This window comes from Bradyrhizobium sp. IAR9, assembly GCF_013408065.1.
Classification (GTDB): domain Bacteria; phylum Pseudomonadota; class Alphaproteobacteria; order Rhizobiales; family Xanthobacteraceae; genus Bradyrhizobium.
This window is the reverse complement of the sequence record NZ_JACBZW010000001.1, coordinates 164832-186313: the sequence shown is the minus strand read 5'-3', so window position 1 is coordinate 186313 and position 21482 is coordinate 164832. Positions and strand designations below refer to the sequence as shown.

Below are 21482 nucleotides of genomic sequence, written 5' to 3'. Positions count from 1 at the left end.
TGGGGCGGTCAGGTAATGGCTGGGGACAAGCCCATCTCACCGTTCTGGTCGCCCGGGCGCCATCTCGACCGTCGGCCGTTCCTCCAGGCCAGGGGGGCCATTACCGGGTCTCTACGGGGCTTTTTCGCCGAGCAGGGGTTCGTGGAGGTCGAAACCTCCGTTCTCCAGGTCTCCCCGGGCAATGAGACCCATCTGCACGCCCCCCGGACCGAGATCATGCGGCCGGACGGCAGCCGAGCCCTCCGGTATCTGCGGACTTCGCCCGAATTCGCCTGCAAGAAGCTGCTGGCGGCGGGCGAGACGCGGATTTTCGAGCTCGCCCGGGTGTTCCGGGACCGTGAGCGCGGCGACCTTCATCTACCCGAATTCACCATGCTGGAATGGTATCGGGCAGGCGCCTCCTATGACGCCATCATGGCCGATTGCGTCGTCGTCATCGCCCGTGCGGCGCAGGCGACCGGCATCGGGACCTTCTCGTTCCGGGGGCGGACCGCCGATCCCTTCGCCGAGCCCGAGCTGCTGACCGTGGCGGGCGCCTTCGAACGGTTCGCCGGCATCGACCTGCTGTCGACAATCAGGGACGGCGAGGGTAACCGTGCCGCTCTGGCCGAGGCGGCGAATAGCAAGGTCCGTGTGGCCGAGGACGACACCTGGTCCGACATCTTCAGCAAGGTGCTCGTCGAGCACATCGAGCCGCATCTGGGGCAGGGGCGTTTGACCATTTTGTTCGAATACCCATCTCCAGAGGCGGCGCTGGCACGGGTGAAGGCTGACGATCCCAGGGTTGCCGAGCGGTTCGAGGTCTACGCCTGCGGCGTCGAGCTCGCCAACGGCTTTGGGGAACTGACCGATGCCGAGGAGCAGCGAAAGCGCTTCACGGAATCGATGACGGAGAAGCAGCGCCGCTACGGCGAAGCCTATCCGCTCGACGAGGACTTTCTGGCCGCAGTTGCGGCAATGCCGGAGGCCAGCGGCGTCGCCCTCGGCCTCGACCGGCTGGTGATGCTGGCAAGCGGCGCATCGCGGATCGATCAGGTAGTTTGGACGCCACCTGCAAATGAAGCGTCTAGTGAGACATGACGAAAACGAACCTTGCACGCACTTTGCGCGAGCCGGCTGAGCTCGTCGCCGAAGGTCTGGCGCCTGCAACAGCGCTGCCGGCGCTCGAACGCGTTGCCGCACGCTATGCTGTGGCGATCACGCCGGCGCTGGTCGAACTGATCGATACATCCGACCCCGACGATCCCATCGCACGGCAATTCGTTCCGAGCGCCGCGGAGCTTGAGATGCAGCCGGGCGAGGACGCCGATCCGATCGGCGATCATCCGCACTCGCCGGTCGCAGGGATTGTGCATCGCTATCCCGATCGCGTGCTGTTCAAGCTCGTTCACGTCTGCGCGGTCTATTGCCGCTTCTGCTTCCGCCGCGAGATGGTGGGCCCCGGCAAGGACAGCGCGCTGTCGGACGGCGCCTATCGCGCGGCGATCGATTACATCCGTTCTCATCACGAGATCTGGGAAGTGATCCTGACCGGCGGCGATCCCCTGATGCTGTCGCCGCGCCGGATGGGCGAGATCATGGCCGAACTCGCGGCAATCGATCACGTCAAGATCATCCGCCTTCACACCCGCGTGCCCGTGGCCGATCCCGCGCGCATCAGCGACGAGTTGGTTGCGGCACTCAAGGTCGAGGGCGCGGCCACCTGGGTGGCGCTGCACGCCAATCATGCGCGCGAACTGACGGGACCGGTGCGCGCCGCGTGCGCGCGGCTCGTCGATTCCGGAATTCCCCTGGTGAGCCAGTCCGTGCTGTTGCGCGGGGTCAATGACAACATTGCCGCTCTGTCGGATTTGATGCGAGCTTTCGTCGAATGCCGGATCAAGCCCTATTATCTGCATCACGGCGACCTCGCGCCGGGCACGGCGCATCTGCGCACGACGCTGGCGGAGGGGCAGGAGTTGATGCGGCAGTTGCGCGGGCGGGTGTCAGGGCTATGTCAGCCGGACTATGTCATCGACATTCCCGGGGGTGCCGGCAAATCCCCGGTGGGGCCGAGCTACGTCCTGGCGCCGCATAATACCGCACCCCATGCGGGTGATGCGGGAGCCGAAACGCGCTATCGTATCGTGGACTATTGCGGCGACGTTCATCTCTATCCGCCCGAGACCTGAGCGGTGATGGAGAGCGCGCCGGTTCGAGAATGGAGAAGCAAGAATGAAGAAGATCATGGTGGCAGCATTGCTCGTGGTCTTGCTTGCCGGCGCGGCGGAAGCACAGACCGGCGGTTCCAAGGGATCGACGTCGAGCGGCAGCGGCGGAACCTCTGGGGTGTTGCCGGCACCGGTCGGTCACCGCCAGCCGCGCGCGGCTGACGTGCCGAGCGAGAAGAATTTGAGCAATCCGAACACCCCCGCGAACAAGGAAGATGCGGAGCTCGATCGGAAGATCAAGAGCATCTGCCGCGGCTGCTGATCCTTTCACCTCTCCCCGTCGGGGAGAGGTGAGGAGAGCGAACGCGCGTTCGCTCTGAACTAGGCCGAGCGCTCCTGCAGTCCGGCGCGCCGGGCGTTGCGGCGGATTTCCACCGCGTCGGCAAGCTGCTCGAGCGCGGTCGCCGTAGTCGGCCAATCGATGCAGCCGTCGGTGATGCTCTGGCCGTAGGTGAGCGGCTTGCCCGGCACGACGTCCTGGCGGCCGGCAACGAGGTTGCTCTCGATCATCACGCCCATGATGCGGCCTTCGCCGCCTGAGATCTGGCCGGCGATGTCGGCCGCCACCAGCGGCTGGTTCTCGGGCTTCTTGCTCGAATTGGCGTGACTGGCATCCACCATCACCAGCGGCGCGACCCCGGATTTGGTCAGCTCGTTGCAGGCGGCCGCGACGCTTGCCGCATCATAGTTCGGCTTGCTGCCGCCACGCAGGATGATGTGGCAGTCCTCGTTGCCCGCGGTCGAGGCGATCGCCGAGCGGCCGAGCTTCGTCACCGCCATGAAGTGATGCGGATGCGAGGCCGACTTCACGGCGTCCGCCGCGATCCGCACATTGCCATCGGTGCCGTTCTTGAAGCCGACCGGGCAGGACAGGCCCGAGGCCAACTCGCGATGGATCTGGCTCTCGGTCGTGCGCGCGCCGATCGCGGCCCAGGACACGAGGTCGGCGATGTATTGCGGCGTCGTCATGTCGAGGAATTCCGTGCCGGCGGGCAGGCCGAGATTGTTCACCGCCGACAGCACGTTGCGCGCCAGCCGCAGGCCCTTGTTGATGTCGAAGCTGCCATCCAGATCGGGATCGTTGATCAGGCCCTTCCAGCCGACCGTGGTGCGCGGCTTCTCGAAATAGACCCGCATCACGATCTCGAGCTGGTCGGCGAGCTCTTCGCGCAAGCTCGCGAGGCGCTCGGCATATTCGAGCGCGGCCTTGGGGTCATGCACCGAGCAGGGGCCGACCACGACCAGCAGGCGGTCGTCCTGGCCGGCGAGAATGGCGTGGATGGCGTTGCGCGCCGCCAACACCACGCGCGTCGCGGTGAGCGTGCGCGGGACTTCCCGCATCACCTCTTCCGGCGTGCTCAGCTCTTTCAATTCGCGGATACGAAGATCGTCGGTCGTGCTCAGCACGGCGGGCTCCTGTTTGTTTCGAACCTGCCGGCCAATAAAAAAGCCGCCAGGTCTGGCGGCTTGTTCGGACGTTTGCTTCAATATTCAGATTGAGCGCGATCCTCCTGCCGCCAGCGAGCTGTCGTAGCTAAAGTACCAAAAATAGCTGGTGGCGACGGTGATCATGGAGGGGCATATAGCGCGCTATCAGCTGATTGTCACCCCCCAATCGGCGCGGCAGGCGACGAGGCAGGTCAGGTGTTGCTGTTGCGCGCCGCCAGCGCCAGGCCGATCAGGCTGGCGCCGCCGAACAGGAGGTTGATACCGACGAGGACGCCGATGGCCCATTCAGCCGAGCTCGGCAGTCCCGTGATCACCATGAAGGAGATCGCGATGTCGACAAGGCCCGAGATCAGCAGCCACGACCAGCGGCCGCTGAGCTCGCGGCGGTGCTCCAGTGCGTACATGATGGTGGCGACGCCCTCGGCCAGGAAGTAGGCGCCGACCACGATGGTCAGCGTCAGCACGGCCTGCATCGGCCGGGCCAGCAGCAGCATGCCGGCGAGCACGGCAAGCGCAGCCGAGATCAGCGACCACCAGAAGCCCGGCGTGCTGCGCGCCCAATAGGTCACGATCAGCCCGCCAATGCCGCTGATCAAGAACATCCAGCCGAGGAAGATCGTGATCGCAAGACTTGCCAGCGGCGGCAGGATCAGCGCCGCGACGCCGAGAATGGCGAGCAGGATGCCCTCGAACAGAAAGGCCTTCCAGTGCGCCTTGACCGTCTGGCTCATGATGGATTGCAGCCGTGAAAAATCCTCGGGCGACGTCATCGGCAGGCTCCAGATCGAAAGGTCAGCGCTCAATCTAGTATGCACGCGGCGCGCTCGCCATCCCGCGGCTCACCCGCCGCCGGGCGCCGAGGAAAAACCTTCCGCGCTGGTGCGGATGCGGTTGCGGCCGAGAACATAGATCGCCGTTGTGACAATCAGAAGCGCCAGGCCGAGCAGGATGGAGACGAAACCGATCGGGATCAGGGCCAGCGTCAGATTGCGCTCGGGGTTGATGAGCCAGTGATGGATCGAGGTCAGCACGAAGGCGAGCCCGAGAAAGCCGACGCCGCCGCCGGCGAGCAGCAGCGCCCACATCCGCCGAAGCTGGCTGAGCCGCTCCCGCGCGACATCGGTCCGAGGTGCGTGGTGGCGGGCGACGCGCCGGACCAGGCGGATCGCGAAGGCGATCGAGCTGAAGCCGATCAAGAGGCTGGAGGCGCCCAGCCACATCCGCAGCGTCGGATCGAGATCAGGCATTCTTTGCAGGGTCAGCAGCGGAAAGTCGAAGGCCGAATGCAGCGCGAGCGGGCCGGCCAGCATCAGGAGGCGGCTGGAGAGGCGGGCCCAGTCGCGATGGTGGCGGTTCGCGCCCAGCGCCGTGCCGGCGCGTGCGATCGTCAGGTAGGCGCCCGCGATGATGCCGAGCGCGCCGTGGAACGGCACGGTCAGCACGCTGCGCAAGGCGGCCAGCGAGCGCCACATCTCGGCGTGCTGGACCAGATAGGCGAGGTTCTCGTAAGCGGCGAAACCGAGGCCGACCGCGGCGCCATAGACCACGGTGTCCATCGGATTGGCAAAGGTCCGCCGCTTGGTCGAGGAGATCGCCACGATGGCGATCACCTTGACGGCTTCCTCGGGCAGCGCGACGCCGAAGATCGAATGCATGGCCAGCGCCGCCCAGGGGTCGTCGGGCGCGGCGACCATCTTGGCGAAGGGGGCGCGGGCGAGGCCCAGCAGCGAGATGCTGGCCGCTCCTAACAGGAACGCGGTCCAGACCTGGGCCGGCGGTCCCGGACGTTCCTCGGCGGCGATGACAAGCCACAGCATCAGCAGCGCCGGGGCGATGGCGGCCGTTCCGATGACGGTGGGCAATGCTTCAATCAGGTACATCGGCGCCGAAAATAGGTTCCCTTGATCCGCTTATCTACATTCACCGATGCGACCATGTGTCATGCGCTTGCTGTCGGCTCGCTTAACGAGCGCGACAGCCTTCGTTCATGTGCCGTCGCCCGCCCCGCCGTAGAATGCAAGCGTAATCAATTGCATGACAGCACCTGTTCGTCATCCATGATAACGCTCGCGTCACCGAGCCTGAGGCGCGATTGGCAAGCCGTATCAAGGAAATGCGTGAGTTTCTTCGATTCACGGCGTAGCCGTGCGCCGGGGCAGGCCAGCTAGCTGCGCTTCGTTGGGCCCTCGCGGGGCGGCGAGGCGATCCGGCGCGCCCGCGACTGCTCGAGCTCCCAGAAGGCGCGGACGAGGCACGCGCCGAGACAGACGACGATGAGCAACAACAGGAAAGCCTGGTCGACCGCGGGGACATGTAGCATGGCGATGATAAAGCAACGCCCATGCCATGCGTTCCGCAACAGCCGGCGCTTTCCGCCCTCAGTGCGTGGTGAACGGCAGCGGCGCCCCGGGAGCCACGTCGAAGGCGCCGAGATGGAATTCCTCGCCGACGGATGTGTCAGCCTCGCCCGGTTGCGCCAGCAGCGTGAACGCGGCCTGTGGGTAGATCTTCCAGATCTCCAGATCGCCGGCGGTGATGGTGAGCCAGCCGAACGTGTACATGTAGCGTCCGGGCTCGGTGACCCGGCCGACCCTGTCCCAGGTGATCTTGTCCACTGTAACTTTGTCGACTGCCATTCGGTCCCCCGATCGCAAGTCTGCAAATGACGCCCGGCCTGGAGGCACGGACCTTCAAAAGCTGATCCCGCAATGGGGCCGCGATAGGGCGGCGATGCGGAGGCAAGACGGCCTGTCGGAGGCCGCTGCCTGCCGATTCAGCGCGCCGTCGAGGCCGCCTCTGCTTCGGCCGCCCGCTCCAATTGACGGTGCGAGGCGTGGAAGACGTCGTGGACGAGACCGATCTTTTCCAGGCCCAGGATGATCAGGCCGTTGAGATCGATCTCCCACCAGGCGTGCGAGATGTAGGCGTCCCGCGGGAAGCGGTGATGGTTGTTGTGCAGACCCTCGCCGAAGGTGAGGATCGTGGTCACGAACTCGTTGGTCGAGGCGTCTTCGACGTCGAAGCGGCGATAGCCGTAGGCGTGGCAGACCGACCCGGTGAGCTGGCTGGTGAGGATCAGCAGATAGGCGCGGAGCAGGCCGGAGAATAGCACGCAGCCGATCATGGCGTGCACGCCGCCGAATGTGTAGCCGATCACGCCGGGGATGAAGACTGCCGACATCCCGTACCAGACCCAGCGCGTGCGCACGAAGAACATCGCGATCGGATCGGCGAGGATGTCCTTGGCATAGTATTCGTTGTCGGTGGTGGCCTGGTCGAACACCCAGCTGCCCTGGGCGTGCAGGAAGCCCTTGAACGCGCTGACATAGCGATTGCCGAAGCCGTCGAATTGCGGGCTGTGGGGATCGCCGACGTCGTCGGCGTAGAGATGGTGGCGGCGGTGGTTGGCGACCCATTTGGCGATCGAGCCCTGCACAGCCATCTGGGCGATGGCGCAGAAGAAGACACGCATGATCGGGCCGGTACGGAAGCTGCGATGGACGAACAGGCGGTGCATGCCGGCACCGATGCCGAACGTCGTCAGCGCGAACATCCAGGCGAACGTGAACAGCTCGACCTTGCCGACGCCTTGCGTCACGGCCCAGATGATGCCGGCGACCGCGCCGACATAGAGGATGCCGAGCAGGAGATAACTCTCGCGCAGCTTGGCCTGGACCAGCGGCCCTTCGGTGACGACGCCGGGTGGAAGCTGCGGCTTCAGCGCGATCTCTGCCGGGGCGAACTCGGCGTCGGCGATGGACATTCCGGGGCTTCCAATATTCAAGGCCCGCAGTGATTGCGGACGTACCGGGTCACACCCTACCGCGCAGGGGTCGCCATCTCCAGTATTTAGTTAAAAAAGAGTTAAGATTGATCGGGCCGGCTTCAGGCCGACTGCAGCAAGGGCGTGCGGACGATCAGGCGGACGAGGTCATCGCGTGACTGTTTTTCGGCGAATTTGACCGCAAAACCGTGCTCGAACTTGCGGATCACGCGCCCGACGCAGGCGCCGACCGCTAGCGGGGTTCCGACCGGCGGATCGTATTCGCAGGAGATCGCGACGCCAGCCGTGGAGACGTCGATGATGAAGCAGGGATGGCTGCTGCCGTTGGCGAGCGTCAGGAACGTGTGCGAGACCTGCGGTACGAAACGCGCGTCGTTCCGCAGCTCCTGGACGCTGGCATCCTTCTGCTTCTTCTCGAGCCAGGTCAGCTTTTCCGACATCCAGGCGCGCCGCGCCCGCGTCATGTCGAGCTCCATCAGGAAGCCCGATTTCAGCGTCGCGCTGATCGTGCACTGGAATTCGCCGAAATCCTGGAAGTAGGAGGTGAGGCGCTCGCCGACCTTGCCGACGACGGGCACGTCCACGATCATGCGGAAGGGCGAGACGCGCTTGGTGCGGCAGGCGAAGCTGCGCAGCTTGCCCTCGCAATCATACCAGCGGGGCAGCGAGTAGCTGCCGCTGACCGTGACGTCCACTGCACGCTGCCTGAGGAACTCTGCGACGGACATGAGGTGCCAATGATGTTCGGGATTGCTTCCGTAATTCCACGGTAGCGGTCAAATTCTAAGCAAATGATACTAGCGCGCAGGAGCAGGGGTAAATTTCCGGTAAATGTGCGCCTCGCTCGCCCGGCTGAAAGCGCGGCATAAGGACCCGTTATGCTGCAGGCCGTCTCACAACATCGTCATTGATGGCGCAGTCAAGCAACGACGCGCCGCGGCGGCTAGAGAGATCCGAACATCACCAGCAAAGCCAGCGAGCCCATGGCCATCGCGAACTGGATCGTCGTCCAGACCAGTCCGTTCGGGCTGATCTCCAATCCCAGCGGCGGCAACGCGCGCCGCATGGCCAGCGCCGTGAAGGCTTCGACGACGGCGAGCAGGAGGGCGATGCCGGCGATGAAAGACCAAGTCTCGGCCGGCGGCATCCATGGCGCGAGCCAGGCGGGGACGGAGCCTTTCAAGGCGGCGAGCAACGCGAACCAGCCGAACCAGAATGCCGAGCGCTTGACGATGTCGGGGCCGATCGTTTCGGGCTCAAGGCGGATACCTATCGCTGCCAGCGCGCTTTCGATGCGCTCGCCGTCGGTCAGGACGACGAACGCGCCGAGATAGAGCGGAATGCGCGACTGGAAGAGCAGGGCGAGGATACCGAACAGGATTATGTGGCCGATGACGTCGCCGAGAGTGTCGCCGATCACGTTCTTGGCGCTGCTGCCTGACGGCACGAGCGCCGCCGGCGCAGAATCTGCGTGACGCTGCGGCAGCGATCCGTCGCGCGCCATGTGCTCCAGCATTTTGGCGCGCCGGTCCGATGGATGCTGGCGAGGATGGCTTAGCCACGGCGGAAGGCGCGGCGTCACTGCGGACGCGGCGGACGAACGCTCTATCTCGGGGTTACACTGCGCCATGGGCCTGGACCGGTTCCAACTGACGTTGGTCGGTGGCGAGCAGCGGGGAGGTTCATGCGGGAGCGGGGGAAATTGCAGCCGGGCTGTCATTGGCGGCCCATTGCGGCGCCATCTATCGCCGTCGCGTGCACTGGCGCTCCCTAGCGGAATCGAACCGCTCTCTCCACCGTGAAAGGGTGGCGTCCTAACCGATAGACGAAGGGAGCAAACGCAGGGCCCTGCCGTTGTTCCCGGCACGGCCGCTGGCCGGCCGAGTCGGGCCCGGCGGCTTGCAGCGGGCGAACGTATAGTGGCCTTTCCGGCTTCCGGCAAGCCGTCCGGGACCGGTCTTTTGGCCCCGGTGGACAGCGCCGGCCCCCGGGGTGATCCGGAGGCGATTTCAACGGTTTCTTAGGGTTCCCTGAGTAGCGCTGGAACGGGAGATCTTTCGCCAATGCCACCGCCGAAAAAGCGCGCAGCCCGCAAGCTGCTGTCGCAGCATGCTTGGATCACGCTCGACGGTGGCTTCGCCGCGCGGCATTGCCTGGTCCAGGACATCTCGGATTCCGGCGCCAAGATCACGCTGGACGAGGACGCGAGCCAGCTCCCGGGCGTGATCCGGCTCGCCTTCGCACGCGACGCCCGCACCGGGCGGAGCTGCCAGGTGGTCTGGCGCCGCGGCAAATCAGCCGGCATCAAGTTCATCTGATCGCGGCCGCGGCCGCCCCGATGGCGCCCGGCACCGCTCCGGGCTAGAACGCCGCCATGCGCACGCCGCTTCTCATCCTGATCTCGTTGCTGGCCACATCCGCCGCCGCGGCGGAGGCCTTGCGTCTGCCGCCTGCGGAGCGGCCGCAAGCCGGCAAGGCCCTGCCGCTGAAAGGCGCGGCCGGGAAGGCACGGGCGGGCTCCTGCGCCACTTACGGCCCGCGCTTCGTCATGGTCGAGGGCACCGGGACCTGCGTGAAGATCGGCGGCTCGATCAGCATCGACACTACCGTGAGGCGCTAGAGGCCCATGCCGGTGGACCTGCTGCGCCTCGACCTCATCGTTCCCGTGCTGATGTACTGCGCGCTGCTGTGGTGGGTCGGCCGCGGCCTGAGCTGGACGGCGCGGCTGGCGACCGCGGCGGTGACCTTGGTGCTGATCGTCTGCGTGCTGATGGTTGAGCGCGGCTGGCGGTAAAGCATGATCCGGAAAAGTGCGCAGCGGTTTTCCGAAAAGATCATGCTTAAACAACAACCTAAAGCGCGATGACGCTTCATCCTGATCGCATCGCGCTTTAAAGCCAAAACTAAAAAACGCTAAAACAACCCCATGCACAGTAGCGTCAAGTGCTGAGTTGACGCCGCTGGATTGCGCCAAAACGCGGATTCATCGCGCTCTCGCCGCAGCTTGCGCCGCGCTGCCGGCTCACGACATCGGCGGTGCGACATGCTGTGCAAAACCGGGCCGTTTGCCGAGCTCGGCGAGCCAGCGCGTCAGATGCGGCTGCGCCGGCCGGGTGATGCCCTCGACGCCGAGCCAGCGCCGCGCATAGGAGCCGAGCGCGATGTCCGCGAGCGTGAACGCATCGCCCTCGATGAAGCGGCGCGAGGAGAGCAGGCGGTCGGCGATCGCCCAGACCTCGGCGGCGGCATCGGCATCGCGTTGCACCTGGATCATGTCGCGCTCGGCGGGCGCCGTGCGCACGATGCCCCAGAACACCGGACGGTCGACCGGCTGCACCGTCGACAGCGTCCAGTCGAGCCAGCGGTCGACCGATGCGCGGCTCTTCGGCGCCTCCGGGTAGATCGGCGTGCCGCTTCCATGCGCGAGGCAGAGATAGCGCATGATCGAGTTGGACTCCCACAGCACGAAGTCGCCCTCGACCAGTGTGGGGATCCGCGCATTGGGGTTCATCGCGAGATAGTCGGCCTCGCGGGTCCGGCCGTAACTCATGCCGGCGTCGATACGCTCATAGGGCAAAGCGAGCTCAGTGAGGCACCACAGCACCTTCTGCACGTTGACCGAATTGGCGCGGCCCCAGATCGTCAGCTTGGTGTCAGGCATGAAGCGTCTCCCGCGGCGTTGTCGCTTGCCGCGGGTGATAGCGGAATTCGCCGTTCGGAGCGATGCACGATTGCGGCGCGCCTCTCATGCAAAAAGCTCCGCCCGAGGCGAAGCTTTCGTTGCAAAACAACTCGCAAACTTGAACCCGTCGTCAGCGGCCGAAGAACAGCCACAACAGAATGATCACCGGGATCGGCACGCCAAGCATCCACAGCAACAGCCCTCTCGCCATCACATCCTCCTCCAATCGGCTTCGTTGAAGAGAGAACGTCGGGCGCGAAAGCTTGTTCCTGCCGGGGCCTTACCAATGGCCGGTATTGGGCATCGATGCCCAGGGCTCCTGCGGCGGCTTCGGCTCGCCCTTCTGCAGCAGCTCGATCGAGTGCAGATCGGGCGAGCGGACGAAGGCCATGTTGCCGTCGCGCGGCGGACGGTTGATGGTGACGCCGGCCTTCATCAGCTGCGCGCAGGTGGCGTAGATGTCGTCGACCTCATAGGCGAGATGGCCGAAGAAGCGATCCTCGCCATACTTCTCCTCGTCCCAATTCCAGGTGAGCTCGACCAGGGGCGCGCCACGCGTCTGCGGCTGCTTCTTCAGCGCCTCGAGATCGTCCGCCGAGCACAGGAATACCAGCGTGAACCGCCCCTTGTCGTTCTCGATCCGCCGCACCTCCTTCAACCCGAAAGCATCAACATAGAATTTCAGCGCGACATCGAGATTGCGCACGCGCAGCATGGTGTGGAGGTATCGCATGGTTGTTGCTCCCTAACGTTTGGAGGGTTTTGCTTTGGGCCGGGGGCGGCGGAGGTAGGAGATAGCAGGAAAATGGGAGGAGGGGCAGGGGCGGGCGAATGTGCGTGAAGGGAAAGGGTTGGTGAAGCGAGCCGGCCGAGCATGGACTGGAGCCGCGGAGTAGGCGGGCTGGCGATGGCGAATGACCTGAGCAGCCCTGTCGCGGCCAAGGTACTTCTGGACTGCTCTGCGACGGTTGCGGTTGAACCCCAACTCCGCCGGCGCGACCCATCCATATGCTCCAAGCCGTGCTCAGCGCGATCGTGGATATCCTCCTGTCTGCCGCATGGAGCGCCGTCGTCAGATTCTTCGGTCTGGAAAACGTCGTCGAGATCGTGACGGCGATCTTCGGCTTTGGCTGTATCGTGATCGGCACTGCGGTCTTGTTGCTCGGGCACTGACTAGGGCAATCGTGAGAGATCACCGCAGGCGAGCTTCTCGCCACGTTGATCTTCGGATGCGATTGCCCTGCCTCGACAGGACTCGACCGCAACGGCCGCTGAAGCAATCGGTACGAGATGGCCGCGCCGTTCCGTGGGGAGCGACGCAGTCGGCCGTGCAGAACGCCGGCTTACTTCATGTTGCTGCGGGTCTTCGTGCCGCCCTGGTCGCTACCCGGGCCCGAGCCGCCCTGGCCGGAGGCGTCGGGCTTCACCATTCCGCCCTTGCTCATGCCGTCCTTGCTCATCCCGGTCGTGCCCTTGGTCATCGAGCCTTTGTTCGGGTTTTTCATGCCGGGCTTCTGCATGTTGTCGGACTGCGGGGCGGGGCCTGTCTGGGCAAAGGCGGAGCCGCACATGAGACCGAGTGCGGCGGTCGCGATCATGAACTTCTTCATCGCAAGCTCCTCGTTGGTTGCATGGGCCAACGGGAACGCGGAAGCCATGTTCCTCGGCTTGACGTTCAGGAGGAAAGAATTCTCCGACGCCGGAAGTCGCCGCCCGCGATTTATGTCAGCAGGCGTGCGTTCTTGCGCGGGGGCGAGCTGCCTGGGGCGACGCCGACGTCGTCTCCGGCTGCAACTAGGCCGCAATCCGTTGTTCGACCGGGGCCGTCAGCAGCTTGAGCGCTTGTGCGTGTTGCAGGTCGGGGACCGCGATCGCCGTGTGGCTGTAGATCGCATGGCTGCGCGATTTTGCAATCTTGTCCAGGATCTGGCTGCCCTTGATGACGTGAAGGCCCATGCCCTCGTCAGTGGGGAAGATCGCCAGCACCACGTCATAGGCCGCGATGACGGCCCTGAGTGCCTCGGCCTTGTCCTCGGCGACGTCGACAAAAACACGAACATCAGCCGCGAGTTCACGCAGCTCGTCAAAATCCAGCACTGTGGGGATACTCCAAACGCAACGAGACTGAATGGAGCTTGGCGGCGTTGGGTTACTGAAGTGTCAACAAGGCGTGCCGAGCCACAAGTTTCACGACGAGGTGACTTCACGCTCTAGCGCTTTGCTTCCTCCTTGCGAAGCCGGGCCTCCGCGGCCTCGTCCACGAGGTTCAAGGCGAGGCCGTCATAACTCAGCTTGAGCCCGCGGCCGACGATCCATGTCCATCCCTCTCGCTCCTTGATGGGTTGCGCGTTGAACTGATCGGAGATCGATTTGACGGCAGCGTCCTGCGCCCCCGGATTGTTCAACTCCGCCTTGACGCGCCAGATCGGGTGCCTGGCGTCGACCTCCTCGCTGTCGACCGTGACCTTGGCGCCGTTGATGTCGCATTCGAAGGTGTAGGAGTCGCGGCTCCGGCGGCAGAGATAGCGGCGTTGACTGACGAGCTTGCTGGTCTCGTCGAATGTCATCCCGGGCGAGAAGCCGAAGATGTCGGACTTCTTCACGAGGGCGAGGGACGCAGGCTTCAGGAAGCTCGGCTGGATCGCGACGAGGGCTGCGACGGCGACAACGATCAAACCTGCGATGACGATAGCGACCTTCATGAGCACCCCACGAGCAACCTTCAGACCATTATAGGCAGCCGGGCCGTTCTACCATGCCCCCAAAAGCGAAAACCCCGCCTGGGGGAAGCGGGGCTCTCTGGTGGGGTGAAGCTTAGGGACTTCAATGATATGACGCGCCGGCTGCAAAATGGTTCAAACGGAAATCGGAAGGTCCTGCGGCATCTTCACAGGAAGTAGGGAACCCCGCAGAAGCCCTGCTTGCGTTTTCGGCCTCGATGGGTTCTAAGCCCCGTCACTTCATGACCTCTGGCATGAAATCAGCAGCGCGCCCCCGCGCTTCAGGCCGCGTCCCCAGCAGAGTTGCTCGCGCGCACAAAAGGAATTCAGACATGGCGAAGATGACGAAGACTCAATTGATTGATGCAATTGCCGAGGGCACGCAGCTTTCGAAGAACGACGTGAAGTCGGTGATCGAGTACATGGCGACAGTCGGTTACAAGGAGCTCAACGAGTCCGGCGAGTTCGTCATTCCCGGTTTCGTGAAGATGTCGGTCGTGAACAAGCCGGCGACCGAAGCCCGCATGGGCGTCAATCCCTTCACCAAGGAGCCGATGCAGTTCGCGGCCAAGCCGGCGAGCAAGTCGGTCAAGGCCTCGCCGCTGAAGGTTGCCAAGGACGCCGTCTAAGGTGCCGGCGATGTCGTTGCGGCGGAGCGATGCCGCAACGATCAATGGCTGAAGACAAGGTGGTGCTCGGCGACGGCGATGCCGAACATCACCACGACAATCAGGACGAACCACAGAGCGCGCCGGTCGGTTTGTCCCGGCGCGCTCTGCGGTTTCCCGCAAGCCGGGCAGACCGAAAGGCCGATCGGGATCTCGGTCTCACAGAACTCGCAGATCATCGGCGCCTCGATGATGAAGAGCACCGGCTCCGGAGTCGGACGCGGTAACGCGGGACACCGCCTCATTCGGCCGGTCAATGCGAACGCTGGAAGATTCGTTCCCGTGGCTACGACCCGCTGCACCTGGCAGGCAGCCGTGGCCTTCAAAGAAAAACCCCGCGCTTTCGCACGGGGCTCTTCTGGCTGACGGCGTTGGGATTTCAGCGCCTGGCCGCCAGCCGTATTTCTAACTTAAAGTTGAAAGTCCAAAAAGCAACAGCGCCGCGATGACGGAATATGTTCGTTCACCGCAGCGCTGCCATATGACTGGGCGCTGAAATCCCCAGCTTCCATGGGTCCACGCGGCGTTGAAAAGGTTCAACGCGACATGCCGGGAAATCGCGCGCGAGGGACTGGACTTTTTGTTCTCATTTTGTTCTAGTGAGCCGCCTTAAGGTCCGCTTGGGAGGTGACTCATGACCGTCGAAAAACAGCGCGAAGTGATCAGGCTCTGGAACGAGCTCAGGAAGCTCGAGGGCCCGGCCGCGGAAGAGCTCCGGATCCAAATCCTGGAATGCTTCTCGGAAAAGGAAAAAGTGAAGCGGGCGGCTTGATCTGCTCCGGCGGACGCCGACAACGCCAGGGATCCGGCAAGCGCCGTCTGGTCTGACGGCTCGCGCTTGGTCGGGCGGCTCGTAGGGGCGACGAGGCGACCAACTTGAAGTCCGTCTTGGCGGGGTGTGGTCGCTGCTGCGAGCATTCGCCGCTGATGATTCAGGAACGAACATGTGCCGTCAGCGTTCGGCCTGCATGACTTGCCCGCGATGCGCCAAGCCGATGATGGCGACTTCCGCCAACAGCTTTCGATGCGAACCTTGCCGCGAGATCGTCATCGTGTTTGCGGTCGTCTCGAAATTCTTGCCGCGGAAGATTGTGCCGAGCTACGTCGCTGAAGAGGTTGCGTCGCGCGTTTTCATCGATCGTTAGGAATCGCTTCGCACTGATTTTTCCGATTCCGATTCGTTCTTTGAGAACGAAATGGAGTCGGATGCAGAACATGTCGCGCCTGCCGCACGCGATGCGGCCACACGCATCAAAACGAGACAGCGTGATGCTTCGCACAGTCGCGTCCGCGCCTTCTCCGTAAGGAGTGAGGCGAGGGAGAGCGAGATGAATGCGTGCTGGTTTCTCGCCGAGATCGCGAAAGTGTTCTGGTACGATCGGCACCCGCGCTTGCGCAAAGGCAAACCGTCAGTGCCGCAAGTGCCGCCGCCGGGATCGAAATCTCCCGAGGCCTCGTCTCCTGATGCGACTTGAGCCGATCGTCGTGCCTGCGCGCACGTTTTGTTAAGAGTTGCTCCGCGCCGATTTCTTCGATCCGATTCGTTCTTCGAGAACGAAATGGTGTCGAAGCTGGAACAAAGCCGGTCGCCAGGCTACGGTCGCTTCGGCTTCCTGCGATATGGCAAGCGGCTAGCTGGAAATCCCAGGCGCTCCGCAAACCCTAACGATCATTTGCGCGGAAGCCGATAACCCTATTCGGTTAGGTTAAAAGCCCAATCGCATTGCGCTTGGCCCTCGTTGCGATAGGTGTCTGGCAACGACAAGCAAGAAACGACCTTTGCCAAGAAGCATTTTTATCATGACACCTTTTTCTGAGCCGTCCTTTTACCAAGGCGACCGACAGACCTACCGGCGCGTTGCCATCGTCGGCACGCTGTTCTGTCTCGCTTTCGTGGTGATCAGTTTCTCGCTGCAGCCGCAGGCCGAGGACACGCGCGTCGCGGTCAAGGCCGACCGGCTGGTGCGCACGGCGGGCCAGGCGGCGCACGCCAATTAGAGGCGGCGCTAGCGATCGTCGCTGTGGATGCGATCGTCGGCCGGCACCTGCGGGCTCGCGGTGCCGCGCGAGGCGAGCGCCACGAAACCGGCATAGCCGGACAAATTGAGCAAAACTTCGAGCCACGCGGGCATGTCGGCCTCTTCCGCTCTCTGAAGAGGGATTCAACGTCCGCGCGCAATTCTGGTTCCGTGCTCCCGGAAGGAACTCGAAAGAACTTCAAAGCGGAGAGGAGGGGTCGAGCCGCCGGCCGAGGGTCGCGACGGATTCGCTCGACGGCTGCTCTTTCAGGAACTCGGCGATCGCCCGCGCCAGCTCGCCGTCGCTCATCGGCGTCGGCGGCGGATGCAGGGTGCCGACACCGAAGCTGCGAACGATCTCGTCGTAGTGCTGATCTTCGGATCTGGGAACCAGCTTCCGGATACGGGCCAGCAAAGCGGATAGCGGCAAACTCTCCTCCTCGGTCGTTCGCCCCGCTGGCAGCAATCCTCGTCTGCTGCCATCTGCTCCCGTGAAACTGAAAACCCCGCCAGCATCGCGGAGATGCTGACGGGGCTTCGTGCTGTTGCCTCAACCCGGATGGCGGAGGCTCCCGCACTTAAGGAGGCAATCGCTGGCCGGCGATTTCGTTCCGCCCGCATCGGCTTTTTTTGACCCGCCCGGTTCCGCGCCCTGCGCGCAACCATCGCTGGCGCTCGTGGTTATCTCGGCGAGACGCGAAGGAGGAGAGCATGAAGAAAACACTGGCAGTTCTGGCCACCGTCGCAGCCGTTGGCGTGACCGCGGTTGCGGCCCCTGCGCCTGCCGAGGCGCGCGGGCGCGGCATCGGCCCGGGCCTCGCATTCGGCCTCGCCGCCGGCGCGATCACCGCGGGTGCGGTCGCGGCGTCCCATCCGTACGGCTATTACGGCCCGCGCTACGGCTATTATGGCGGCCCCGACTATTATTACGGGCCGGGCTCCTACGCCTATTATGGCGGTGGACCGTACTACCGGCACCATCACCATTGGCGCCATTGGTAGCCACTCTCAAGCGAAAAGCCCGGAGCGATGCTCCGGGCTTTTTTCATGCGCATTGATCGGGACGTGTATTACGGCCAGAGCGAGGGCCGTTCGACCTTGCGGGCGTTCTCCAGGGTCGACACGAAATACTCTTCGCGCTCCCGCTTGAATTTTTCCTGCGTGGCACGGAAGGCGGCGACACGGGCTGCGATTTCATCGCGCTCACGAGCTTTGCGTTCTTCGTCTTCGGTCATGACCATCCCCTCGGGTTTACTTAACTCAAGCACTGCCGCCGCATCATCTTGAGTCGCATTGACACATCCATTGGGGCTCCTGAATGGGGCGTCAATGGGGAGGAGGCATTGCAGGATTGTGATATGCGAAGGTCGGAAGAAATTGCCGAGCGCTTCGCGTTGGCGCTTGATAAGAGCGTCAACAATCTTGCCGCTTGCGCATGATGCTGTCAGGCAAAGACGAATCGGGAGGCCGCGATTGATTGCATCGAATCTTCAGAGCGGCGTTGAGCGGCTCGGCGACATGATCGCCGAGGCGAGGGTCATCGTGCCGTTCACCGGCGCCGGCATCTCGACCGAATGCGGCATTCCCGACTTCCGCTCGCCGGGCGGAATTTGGACACGCAACCGTCCGATCCCGTTCGACGAATTCGTCGCGAGCCAGTCAGCGCGGGACGAATCCTGGCGCCGCCGTTTTGCGATGGAGGAGGTCTTCGCGGCGGCGAAACCCGGCCGCGGCCATCGGGCGCTCGCCTCGCTCTACCGTGCCGGCAAGGTTCCCGCCGTCATCACCCAGAACATCGACAATCTGCACCAGGCCTCCGGCTTCGCCGGCGAGGACGTAGTTGAACTTCACGGCAATACCACTTATGCGCGCTGCATTGGATGCGGGCAGGCCTATCCGCTCGATTGGGTGAGGCGTCGCTTCGACGACGACGGCCTCGCGCCTAATTGCACCGCGTGCGACGAGCCGGTGAAAACCGCCACGATCTCATTCGGCCAGATGATGCCCGATGATGAAATGCAGCGCGCGACCGCATTGTCGCAGGCCTGCGACCTCTTCATCGCGATCGGTTCCTCACTCGTGGTCTGGCCCGCGGCGGGCTTTCCGATGATGGCAAAGAACGCCGGTGCACGCCTGGTGATCATCAATCGCGAGGCGACCGAACAGGACGACATTGCCGATCTCGTCATCCATCATGACATCGGCGAAGCGCTCGGGCCCTTTGTCGCCAATTGAGGCATCAATTTGATTCGCGGCTGTGCAAGCTGTTCATAGGTTCCGGCGAATCTCTTTTTTGTCTATGCCTCGCAACCGGGAGTGTTATCTTTTGAGTCGAAAGATTCGCGTCGCGTCCAGTTGAGAAGGTTCTCGAAAGACGCGTGATTCGATGCCGCTGCTGAGGCGGGTCGCATGACAGTGTGGGGTCCGGGGTTATGGGGTCGTCGGACGGATTTGAGTCCAAGAAGCTCGGGGTTCCCGGGCAGGGGGCATCGCCCGGGCGGATTACGCCGGGCGAGCACGGCAGTGCCGGTCGCGAGAGCGGGCTCAGTCCGTTCAGCGGGCTCGGCGAGACCAGCGCCAATCTCGTCGAAGTCCACGGCGTCATCAAATGGTTCGACGCCTCCAAGGGCTATGGCTTCATCGTTCCTGACAATGGTTGGCCGGACGTGCTGCTGCACGTCACCGTGCTTAGGCGCGATGGCTTCCAGACCGCGTATGAGGGCGCCCGCATCGTCGTCGAGTGCATCCAGCGCGCCAAGGGTTACCAGGCGTTCCGGGTGGTCTCGATGGACGAGTCGACCGCGATCCATCCGGCGCAGATGCTGCCGCCGCGTACCCATGTCACCGTCACTGCGACCAGCGGGCTGGAACGGGCCCAGGTCAAATGGTTCAATCGGCTGCGCGGCTTCGGCTTCCTGACCTGCGGCGAGGGCACGCCCGACATCTTCGTGCACATGGAGACCTTGCGACGCTTCGGCATGACCGAGCTCAGGCCCGGCCAGTATGTCCTGGTCCGCTTCGGGCCCGGCTCGAAGGGCATGATGGCGGCCGAGATCCATCCCGAGACCGGATCGCCGGGATTGCAGTCGCACTAAGCGCGGGGAGACTCGCGCTCTAGCGTCCAAGTCCCCGCAGTCTTTCAAATCCCCCAAGCTTCATTTCCCGCAATTGTGAGCAGGGCCGCGTCGGCAGACCGGTGCGCCTCTGGCTTTTCCGGCGACCGCCGCGTAAGGACTGGTCCAGTCCCACGCCTCGAGTGCCCCCATGAATCCTGATCGTAAGGCGGTCTGGTCCGCTCTGAAGGGCTGGCTCGCCGCCGTCCTCGTTATCGCCGGCTGTGTCGTTGCCGGCGCGCCCGCCGGCGCCGCCAGCTTCCAGCCGCTCGAGATCGTCACCAAGAACGGCGTGCAGGTGTTCTCGGTGGAAGTAGCCACGACCGAGGAGGAGAAGCAGACCGGCCTGATGTACCGCAAGGAGCTGGCGGACGGCAAAGGCATGCTGTTCGACTTCAATCCCGAGCAGGAGGTGTCGATGTGGATGAAGAACACCTATGTCTCGCTCGACATGATCTTCATCCGCGCCGACGGCCGCATCCTGCGCATCGCCGAGAATACCGAACCGATGTCGACCAAGATCATCTCGTCCCGGGGGCCCGCCAGGGCCGTGCTGGAGGTGGTGGCGGGAACGGCGCAGAAATACGGCATCCGCCCCGGCGACCGCGTCGGCCATCCGCTGTTCGGCAGCAAATAGGCGGGCAGGCGGGCGCCTCGGGGCTTGACGGCGCCTTGGAAGCTGCCGGGAGGCTTGCCGGCGCCTTGGAAGCCTTGCTGGCGCCTTGGGAAGCGTGTATCGACGGGGCTCGCCGGACATTCGGGGTATAGCGCAGCCTGGTAGCGCGGCAGTTTTGGGTACTGCAGGTCGTTGGTTCGAATCCAGCTGCCCCGACCAGTTCTGGGGGAAATCTCCTAGGCTTTTCCCTGCGACCTCCGACGTGATCTGACAGGCAGGGCTTACGGCGTCCCCGCGAGTTCTTCGCGATGCTTCAGGCCACTGCGCCCTCGCGGATCGGGACAGAATTGCCGACGCCGGATCGAACCTTTGGCTGTCGCCATAGACATAAGTGTGTTGGGGATTTCAGCGCCCAATGTCTAAACGGACGCCGCCAAGCGATGATATTCCGCTTGCGCGGCGTTGCGCTTTTCAGGTGTCGCCTTTTCGGATCCGACCCATCAGCTCGAGGCGTACCAGCCGAGCGGAAACGGCAGCAGGGGCCAAATCCCGTGGTTGTCGTTGGCGGCTTTCGGCAGCTCATGCCCCGGCATCCTTGCGATTGGCGCAGGAGGCGTCGATCGCAGCGCCAGGCGCAGACGTTCACACTGCAAATTCATTGTGGTCGCCCTGACGAGATTCTCGAAATTTCAATTCACAAAATTGGACGTCAGCTCAATCAAATCGCTACGCGCCCAAGATGGCGCGGTCATTCTCAAATCGCGCGCGTATTGTAGATAAATCGGCGCCGGCTTTCAACCGATCCCGGCCCCAGGCCGCGCGAAGTAAGGTTGACTGGTTAGGTTAAGGATGAGCGGTTGTTGCGGCCGCTTCGGCGATCGTTATCAGATCGATTCCGGCTCGCGACGGGCTGCCTGCAAGTCGTGCTCACACAAGGTCACGGTTCGTCGCAGCGCGCATATCCTGTGAGTTCTGCGTCATGTCTTTCGATCGCAACTTCAAAACCGCCGGTCCGCAATCGAGCTGGAGCGAGATCTGGCACCTCTGGACCGTGATCGTGCCCCGTCGCTCGATCAACGGGCAGCTCGTGGTCGGCAAGGTCTGGCGCCGCCATGACGGCCGCGACTGGATCTACAAGAAATTCACCGAGTTCGATGGCGAAGAAGCCGCCTGAAGCGCGACGAGCTCGGAATGAACCATCATCGCGCCTTGGGCTTTTGCT

The 21482-nt window shown here is 63.7% G+C and carries 31 protein-coding genes and 2 tRNA genes; 16 read left to right on the top strand and 17 right to left on the bottom strand.

Features of this window, described 5'->3' with window-relative positions; translation table 11 throughout:
- Window positions 1-15 precede the first annotated feature (15 nt).
- The 3 genes from epmA to GGD67_RS00855 are packed head-to-tail and all read left to right on the top strand — an operon-like array spanning window position 16 to window position 2472.
- A complete protein-coding gene (gene epmA / locus GGD67_RS00865) occupies window positions 16-1080 on the top strand; it encodes an EF-P lysine aminoacylase EpmA (RefSeq protein WP_179730546.1) in 1065 nt (354 codons plus the stop codon).
- Window positions 1077-2171 (top strand): lysine-2,3-aminomutase-like protein, encoded by a 1095-nt coding sequence (locus GGD67_RS00860; protein WP_179730545.1) that lies wholly within the window; start codon window positions 1077-1079, stop codon window positions 2169-2171. The genes epmA and GGD67_RS00860 overlap by 4 nt, the downstream gene beginning before the upstream one ends.
- Before the next feature lie 43 nt (window positions 2172-2214).
- Window positions 2215-2472 (top strand): hypothetical protein, encoded by a 258-nt coding sequence (locus GGD67_RS00855; RefSeq protein WP_179730544.1) that lies wholly within the window; start codon window positions 2215-2217, stop codon window positions 2470-2472.
- 59 nt (window positions 2473-2531) lie between these two features.
- Here the strand turns inward: GGD67_RS00855 and GGD67_RS00850 are convergent, their stop codons facing one another.
- The 8 genes from GGD67_RS00850 to GGD67_RS00815 all read right to left on the bottom strand — a co-directional run bounded on the left by GGD67_RS00850 (window position 2532) and on the right by GGD67_RS00815 (window position 9279).
- Window positions 2532-3617 carry a 3-deoxy-7-phosphoheptulonate synthase gene (locus GGD67_RS00850; RefSeq protein WP_179730543.1) on the bottom strand — a complete coding sequence of 362 codons (1086 nt, stop codon included), beginning with the start codon at window positions 3615-3617 and terminating at the stop codon, window positions 2532-2534.
- Window positions 3618-3850: 233 nt separating this feature from the next.
- Complete coding sequence (locus GGD67_RS00845) at window positions 3851-4429, bottom strand: HdeD family acid-resistance protein (RefSeq protein ID WP_092258444.1); 579 nt, start codon at window positions 4427-4429, stop codon at window positions 3851-3853.
- 69 nt (window positions 4430-4498) lie between these two features.
- Window positions 4499-5539, bottom strand: a complete 1041-nt coding sequence (locus GGD67_RS00840; RefSeq protein WP_179730542.1) for a PrsW family glutamic-type intramembrane protease — start codon at window positions 5537-5539, stop codon at window positions 4499-4501.
- Window positions 5540-6037: 498 nt separating this feature from the next.
- Complete coding sequence (locus tag GGD67_RS00835) at window positions 6038-6295, bottom strand: hypothetical protein (RefSeq protein WP_018323096.1); 258 nt, start codon at window positions 6293-6295, stop codon at window positions 6038-6040.
- A gap of 137 nt (window positions 6296-6432) precedes the next feature.
- Window positions 6433-7422 carry an acyl-CoA desaturase gene (locus GGD67_RS00830; protein ID WP_092258438.1) on the bottom strand — a complete coding sequence of 330 codons (990 nt, stop codon included), beginning with the start codon at window positions 7420-7422 and terminating at the stop codon, window positions 6433-6435.
- A 122-nt stretch (window positions 7423-7544) separates the two neighbouring features.
- Window positions 7545-8171 (bottom strand): pilus assembly protein PilZ, encoded by a 627-nt coding sequence (locus GGD67_RS00825; RefSeq protein ID WP_026202874.1) that lies wholly within the window; start codon window positions 8169-8171, stop codon window positions 7545-7547.
- A gap of 215 nt (window positions 8172-8386) precedes the next feature.
- Window positions 8387-8959 (bottom strand): hypothetical protein, encoded by a 573-nt coding sequence (locus GGD67_RS00820; RefSeq protein WP_246784239.1) that lies wholly within the window; start codon window positions 8957-8959, stop codon window positions 8387-8389.
- A gap of 245 nt (window positions 8960-9204) precedes the next feature.
- Window positions 9205-9279, bottom strand: a tRNA-Glu gene (locus tag GGD67_RS00815).
- A 227-nt stretch (window positions 9280-9506) separates the two neighbouring features.
- Between GGD67_RS00815 and GGD67_RS00810 the strand changes: the two genes are divergently transcribed.
- Genes GGD67_RS00810 through GGD67_RS00800 form a run of 3 tightly spaced genes read left to right on the top strand, consistent with a single transcriptional unit; the run spans window position 9507 to window position 10237 of the window.
- Window positions 9507-9761: a PilZ domain-containing protein gene (locus GGD67_RS00810; protein ID WP_018323099.1), complete on the top strand. Its 255-nt coding sequence runs from the start codon at window positions 9507-9509 to the stop codon at window positions 9759-9761.
- Window positions 9762-9817: 56 nt separating this feature from the next.
- Window positions 9818-10063 (top strand): hypothetical protein, encoded by a 246-nt coding sequence (locus GGD67_RS00805; RefSeq protein WP_018323100.1) that lies wholly within the window; start codon window positions 9818-9820, stop codon window positions 10061-10063.
- A 6-nt stretch (window positions 10064-10069) separates the two neighbouring features.
- Window positions 10070-10237 (top strand): hypothetical protein, encoded by a 168-nt coding sequence (locus tag GGD67_RS00800; protein ID WP_179730540.1) that lies wholly within the window; start codon window positions 10070-10072, stop codon window positions 10235-10237.
- Window positions 10238-10465: 228 nt separating this feature from the next.
- Here GGD67_RS00800 and GGD67_RS00795 read toward each other — a convergent pair whose 3' ends face one another.
- Together GGD67_RS00795 and GGD67_RS00790 are read right to left on the bottom strand one after the other, a co-directional pair.
- Window positions 10466-11104, bottom strand: coding sequence for a glutathione S-transferase family protein (locus GGD67_RS00795; RefSeq protein WP_018323101.1), 639 nt, complete (start codon window positions 11102-11104; stop codon window positions 10466-10468).
- 301 nt (window positions 11105-11405) lie between these two features.
- Entirely contained in the window at window positions 11406-11858 is a 453-nt protein-coding gene (locus GGD67_RS00790) for a VOC family protein (RefSeq protein WP_018323103.1), read from the bottom strand.
- Between the two features lie 287 nt (window positions 11859-12145).
- Here GGD67_RS00790 and GGD67_RS00785 point away from each other — a divergent pair, with 287 nt between their 5' ends.
- Entirely contained in the window at window positions 12146-12298 is a 153-nt protein-coding gene (locus GGD67_RS00785; RefSeq protein ID WP_179730539.1) for a hypothetical protein, read from the top strand.
- A gap of 170 nt (window positions 12299-12468) precedes the next feature.
- Here the strand turns inward: GGD67_RS00785 and GGD67_RS00780 are convergent, their stop codons facing one another.
- From GGD67_RS00780 to GGD67_RS00770, 3 genes are all read right to left on the bottom strand, one after another.
- Window positions 12469-12735, bottom strand: coding sequence for a hypothetical protein (locus GGD67_RS00780; protein ID WP_026202876.1), 267 nt, complete (start codon window positions 12733-12735; stop codon window positions 12469-12471).
- 184 nt (window positions 12736-12919) lie between these two features.
- Entirely contained in the window at window positions 12920-13222 is a 303-nt protein-coding gene (locus GGD67_RS00775; protein WP_018323106.1) for a hypothetical protein, read from the bottom strand.
- 113 nt (window positions 13223-13335) lie between these two features.
- Entirely contained in the window at window positions 13336-13827 is a 492-nt protein-coding gene (locus tag GGD67_RS00770) for a hypothetical protein (RefSeq protein WP_179730538.1), read from the bottom strand.
- Between the two features lie 350 nt (window positions 13828-14177).
- Between GGD67_RS00770 and GGD67_RS00765 the strand changes: the two genes are divergently transcribed.
- Window positions 14178-14474, top strand: coding sequence for an HU family DNA-binding protein (locus GGD67_RS00765; RefSeq protein WP_018323108.1), 297 nt, complete (start codon window positions 14178-14180; stop codon window positions 14472-14474).
- A 41-nt stretch (window positions 14475-14515) separates the two neighbouring features.
- Here the strand turns inward: GGD67_RS00765 and GGD67_RS00760 are convergent, their stop codons facing one another.
- Window positions 14516-14716 carry a hypothetical protein gene (locus tag GGD67_RS00760; RefSeq protein WP_018323109.1) on the bottom strand — a complete coding sequence of 67 codons (201 nt, stop codon included), beginning with the start codon at window positions 14714-14716 and terminating at the stop codon, window positions 14516-14518.
- 431 nt (window positions 14717-15147) lie between these two features.
- Here GGD67_RS00760 and GGD67_RS00755 point away from each other — a divergent pair, with 431 nt between their 5' ends.
- Both GGD67_RS00755 and GGD67_RS00750 read left to right on the top strand, forming a co-directional pair.
- Window positions 15148-15285, top strand: a complete 138-nt coding sequence (locus GGD67_RS00755; RefSeq protein ID WP_162832227.1) for a hypothetical protein — start codon at window positions 15148-15150, stop codon at window positions 15283-15285.
- Window positions 15286-16313: 1028 nt separating this feature from the next.
- The gene (locus GGD67_RS00750) at window positions 16314-16511 is read left to right on the top strand and encodes a hypothetical protein (RefSeq protein ID WP_179730537.1); all 198 of its coding nucleotides are present in this window, start codon (window positions 16314-16316) and stop codon (window positions 16509-16511) included.
- 8 nt (window positions 16512-16519) lie between these two features.
- Here GGD67_RS00750 and GGD67_RS39675 read toward each other — a convergent pair whose 3' ends face one another.
- On the bottom strand, window positions 16520-16645 hold the full coding sequence (locus GGD67_RS39675) for a hypothetical protein (RefSeq protein ID WP_283813642.1): 126 nt from the start codon (window positions 16643-16645) through the stop codon (window positions 16520-16522).
- Between the two features lie 85 nt (window positions 16646-16730).
- Complete coding sequence (locus tag GGD67_RS00745; protein WP_179730536.1) at window positions 16731-16961, bottom strand: hypothetical protein; 231 nt, start codon at window positions 16959-16961, stop codon at window positions 16731-16733.
- 281 nt (window positions 16962-17242) lie between these two features.
- Here GGD67_RS00745 and GGD67_RS00740 point away from each other — a divergent pair, with 281 nt between their 5' ends.
- Window positions 17243-17533 (top strand): hypothetical protein, encoded by a 291-nt coding sequence (locus tag GGD67_RS00740; protein ID WP_018323115.1) that lies wholly within the window; start codon window positions 17243-17245, stop codon window positions 17531-17533.
- 68 nt (window positions 17534-17601) lie between these two features.
- Here GGD67_RS00740 and GGD67_RS00735 read toward each other — a convergent pair whose 3' ends face one another.
- On the bottom strand, window positions 17602-17766 hold the full coding sequence (locus GGD67_RS00735) for a hypothetical protein (RefSeq protein ID WP_162832225.1): 165 nt from the start codon (window positions 17764-17766) through the stop codon (window positions 17602-17604).
- A 238-nt stretch (window positions 17767-18004) separates the two neighbouring features.
- Here GGD67_RS00735 and GGD67_RS00730 point away from each other — a divergent pair, with 238 nt between their 5' ends.
- The 5 genes from GGD67_RS00730 to GGD67_RS00710 all read left to right on the top strand — a co-directional run bounded on the left by GGD67_RS00730 (window position 18005) and on the right by GGD67_RS00710 (window position 21434).
- The gene (locus GGD67_RS00730) at window positions 18005-18766 is read left to right on the top strand and encodes an NAD-dependent protein deacetylase (protein WP_179730535.1); all 762 of its coding nucleotides are present in this window, start codon (window positions 18005-18007) and stop codon (window positions 18764-18766) included.
- Window positions 18767-18963: 197 nt separating this feature from the next.
- Window positions 18964-19626: a cold-shock protein gene (locus GGD67_RS00725; protein ID WP_026202878.1), complete on the top strand. Its 663-nt coding sequence runs from the start codon at window positions 18964-18966 to the stop codon at window positions 19624-19626.
- A 169-nt stretch (window positions 19627-19795) separates the two neighbouring features.
- The gene (locus tag GGD67_RS00720) at window positions 19796-20281 is read left to right on the top strand and encodes a DUF192 domain-containing protein (RefSeq protein WP_018323119.1); all 486 of its coding nucleotides are present in this window, start codon (window positions 19796-19798) and stop codon (window positions 20279-20281) included.
- Between the two features lie 121 nt (window positions 20282-20402).
- A tRNA-Pro gene (locus tag GGD67_RS00715) sits at window positions 20403-20479 on the top strand.
- A 760-nt stretch (window positions 20480-21239) separates the two neighbouring features.
- Window positions 21240-21434, top strand: a complete 195-nt coding sequence (locus GGD67_RS00710; protein ID WP_018323121.1) for a hypothetical protein — start codon at window positions 21240-21242, stop codon at window positions 21432-21434.
- Window positions 21435-21482 lie beyond the last annotated feature (48 nt).

Excerpts from the sequence above, each read along its gene's own strand:
- GGD67_RS00735 (WP_162832225.1), bottom strand. The coding sequence starts at position 17,766 with ATGACCGAAGACGAAGAACGCAAAGCTCGTGAGCGCGATGAAATCGCA.
- GGD67_RS00725 (WP_026202878.1), top strand. The coding sequence starts at position 18,964 with ATGGGGTCGTCGGACGGATTTGAGTCCAAGAAGCTCGGGGTTCCCGGG.
- GGD67_RS00800 (WP_179730540.1), top strand. The coding sequence starts at position 10,070 with ATGCCGGTGGACCTGCTGCGCCTCGACCTCATCGTTCCCGTGCTGATG.
- GGD67_RS00810 (WP_018323099.1), top strand. The coding sequence starts at position 9,507 with ATGCCACCGCCGAAAAAGCGCGCAGCCCGCAAGCTGCTGTCGCAGCAT.
- GGD67_RS00860 (WP_179730545.1), top strand. The coding sequence starts at position 1,077 with ATGACGAAAACGAACCTTGCACGCACTTTGCGCGAGCCGGCTGAGCTC.
- GGD67_RS00740 (WP_018323115.1), top strand. The coding sequence starts at position 17,243 with ATGAAGAAAACACTGGCAGTTCTGGCCACCGTCGCAGCCGTTGGCGTG.
- GGD67_RS00855 (WP_179730544.1), top strand. The coding sequence starts at position 2,215 with ATGAAGAAGATCATGGTGGCAGCATTGCTCGTGGTCTTGCTTGCCGGC.
- GGD67_RS00805 (WP_018323100.1), top strand. The coding sequence starts at position 9,818 with ATGCGCACGCCGCTTCTCATCCTGATCTCGTTGCTGGCCACATCCGCC.
- GGD67_RS00795 (WP_018323101.1), bottom strand. The coding sequence starts at position 11,104 with ATGCCTGACACCAAGCTGACGATCTGGGGCCGCGCCAATTCGGTCAAC.
- GGD67_RS00720 (WP_018323119.1), top strand. The coding sequence starts at position 19,796 with ATGAATCCTGATCGTAAGGCGGTCTGGTCCGCTCTGAAGGGCTGGCTC.
- GGD67_RS39675 (WP_283813642.1), bottom strand. The coding sequence starts at position 16,645 with ATGCCCGCGTGGCTCGAAGTTTTGCTCAATTTGTCCGGCTATGCCGGT.
- GGD67_RS00710 (WP_018323121.1), top strand. The coding sequence starts at position 21,240 with ATGTCTTTCGATCGCAACTTCAAAACCGCCGGTCCGCAATCGAGCTGG.
- GGD67_RS00830 (WP_092258438.1), bottom strand. The coding sequence starts at position 7,422 with ATGTCCATCGCCGACGCCGAGTTCGCCCCGGCAGAGATCGCGCTGAAG.
- GGD67_RS00750 (WP_179730537.1), top strand. The coding sequence starts at position 16,314 with ATGACACCTTTTTCTGAGCCGTCCTTTTACCAAGGCGACCGACAGACC.
- GGD67_RS00845 (WP_092258444.1), bottom strand. The coding sequence starts at position 4,429 with ATGACGTCGCCCGAGGATTTTTCACGGCTGCAATCCATCATGAGCCAG.
- GGD67_RS00770 (WP_179730538.1), bottom strand. The coding sequence starts at position 13,827 with ATGAAGGTCGCTATCGTCATCGCAGGTTTGATCGTTGTCGCCGTCGCA.
- GGD67_RS00790 (WP_018323103.1), bottom strand. The coding sequence starts at position 11,858 with ATGCGATACCTCCACACCATGCTGCGCGTGCGCAATCTCGATGTCGCG.
- GGD67_RS00840 (WP_179730542.1), bottom strand. The coding sequence starts at position 5,539 with ATGTACCTGATTGAAGCATTGCCCACCGTCATCGGAACGGCCGCCATC.
- GGD67_RS00825 (WP_026202874.1), bottom strand. The coding sequence starts at position 8,171 with ATGTCCGTCGCAGAGTTCCTCAGGCAGCGTGCAGTGGACGTCACGGTC.
- GGD67_RS00835 (WP_018323096.1), bottom strand. The coding sequence starts at position 6,295 with ATGGCAGTCGACAAAGTTACAGTGGACAAGATCACCTGGGACAGGGTC.
- GGD67_RS00780 (WP_026202876.1), bottom strand. The coding sequence starts at position 12,735 with ATGAAGAAGTTCATGATCGCGACCGCCGCACTCGGTCTCATGTGCGGC.
- epmA (WP_179730546.1), top strand. The coding sequence starts at position 16 with ATGGCTGGGGACAAGCCCATCTCACCGTTCTGGTCGCCCGGGCGCCAT.
- GGD67_RS00765 (WP_018323108.1), top strand. The coding sequence starts at position 14,178 with ATGGCGAAGATGACGAAGACTCAATTGATTGATGCAATTGCCGAGGGC.
- GGD67_RS00755 (WP_162832227.1), top strand. The coding sequence starts at position 15,148 with ATGACCGTCGAAAAACAGCGCGAAGTGATCAGGCTCTGGAACGAGCTC.
- GGD67_RS00820 (WP_246784239.1), bottom strand. The coding sequence starts at position 8,959 with ATGCTGGAGCACATGGCGCGCGACGGATCGCTGCCGCAGCGTCACGCA.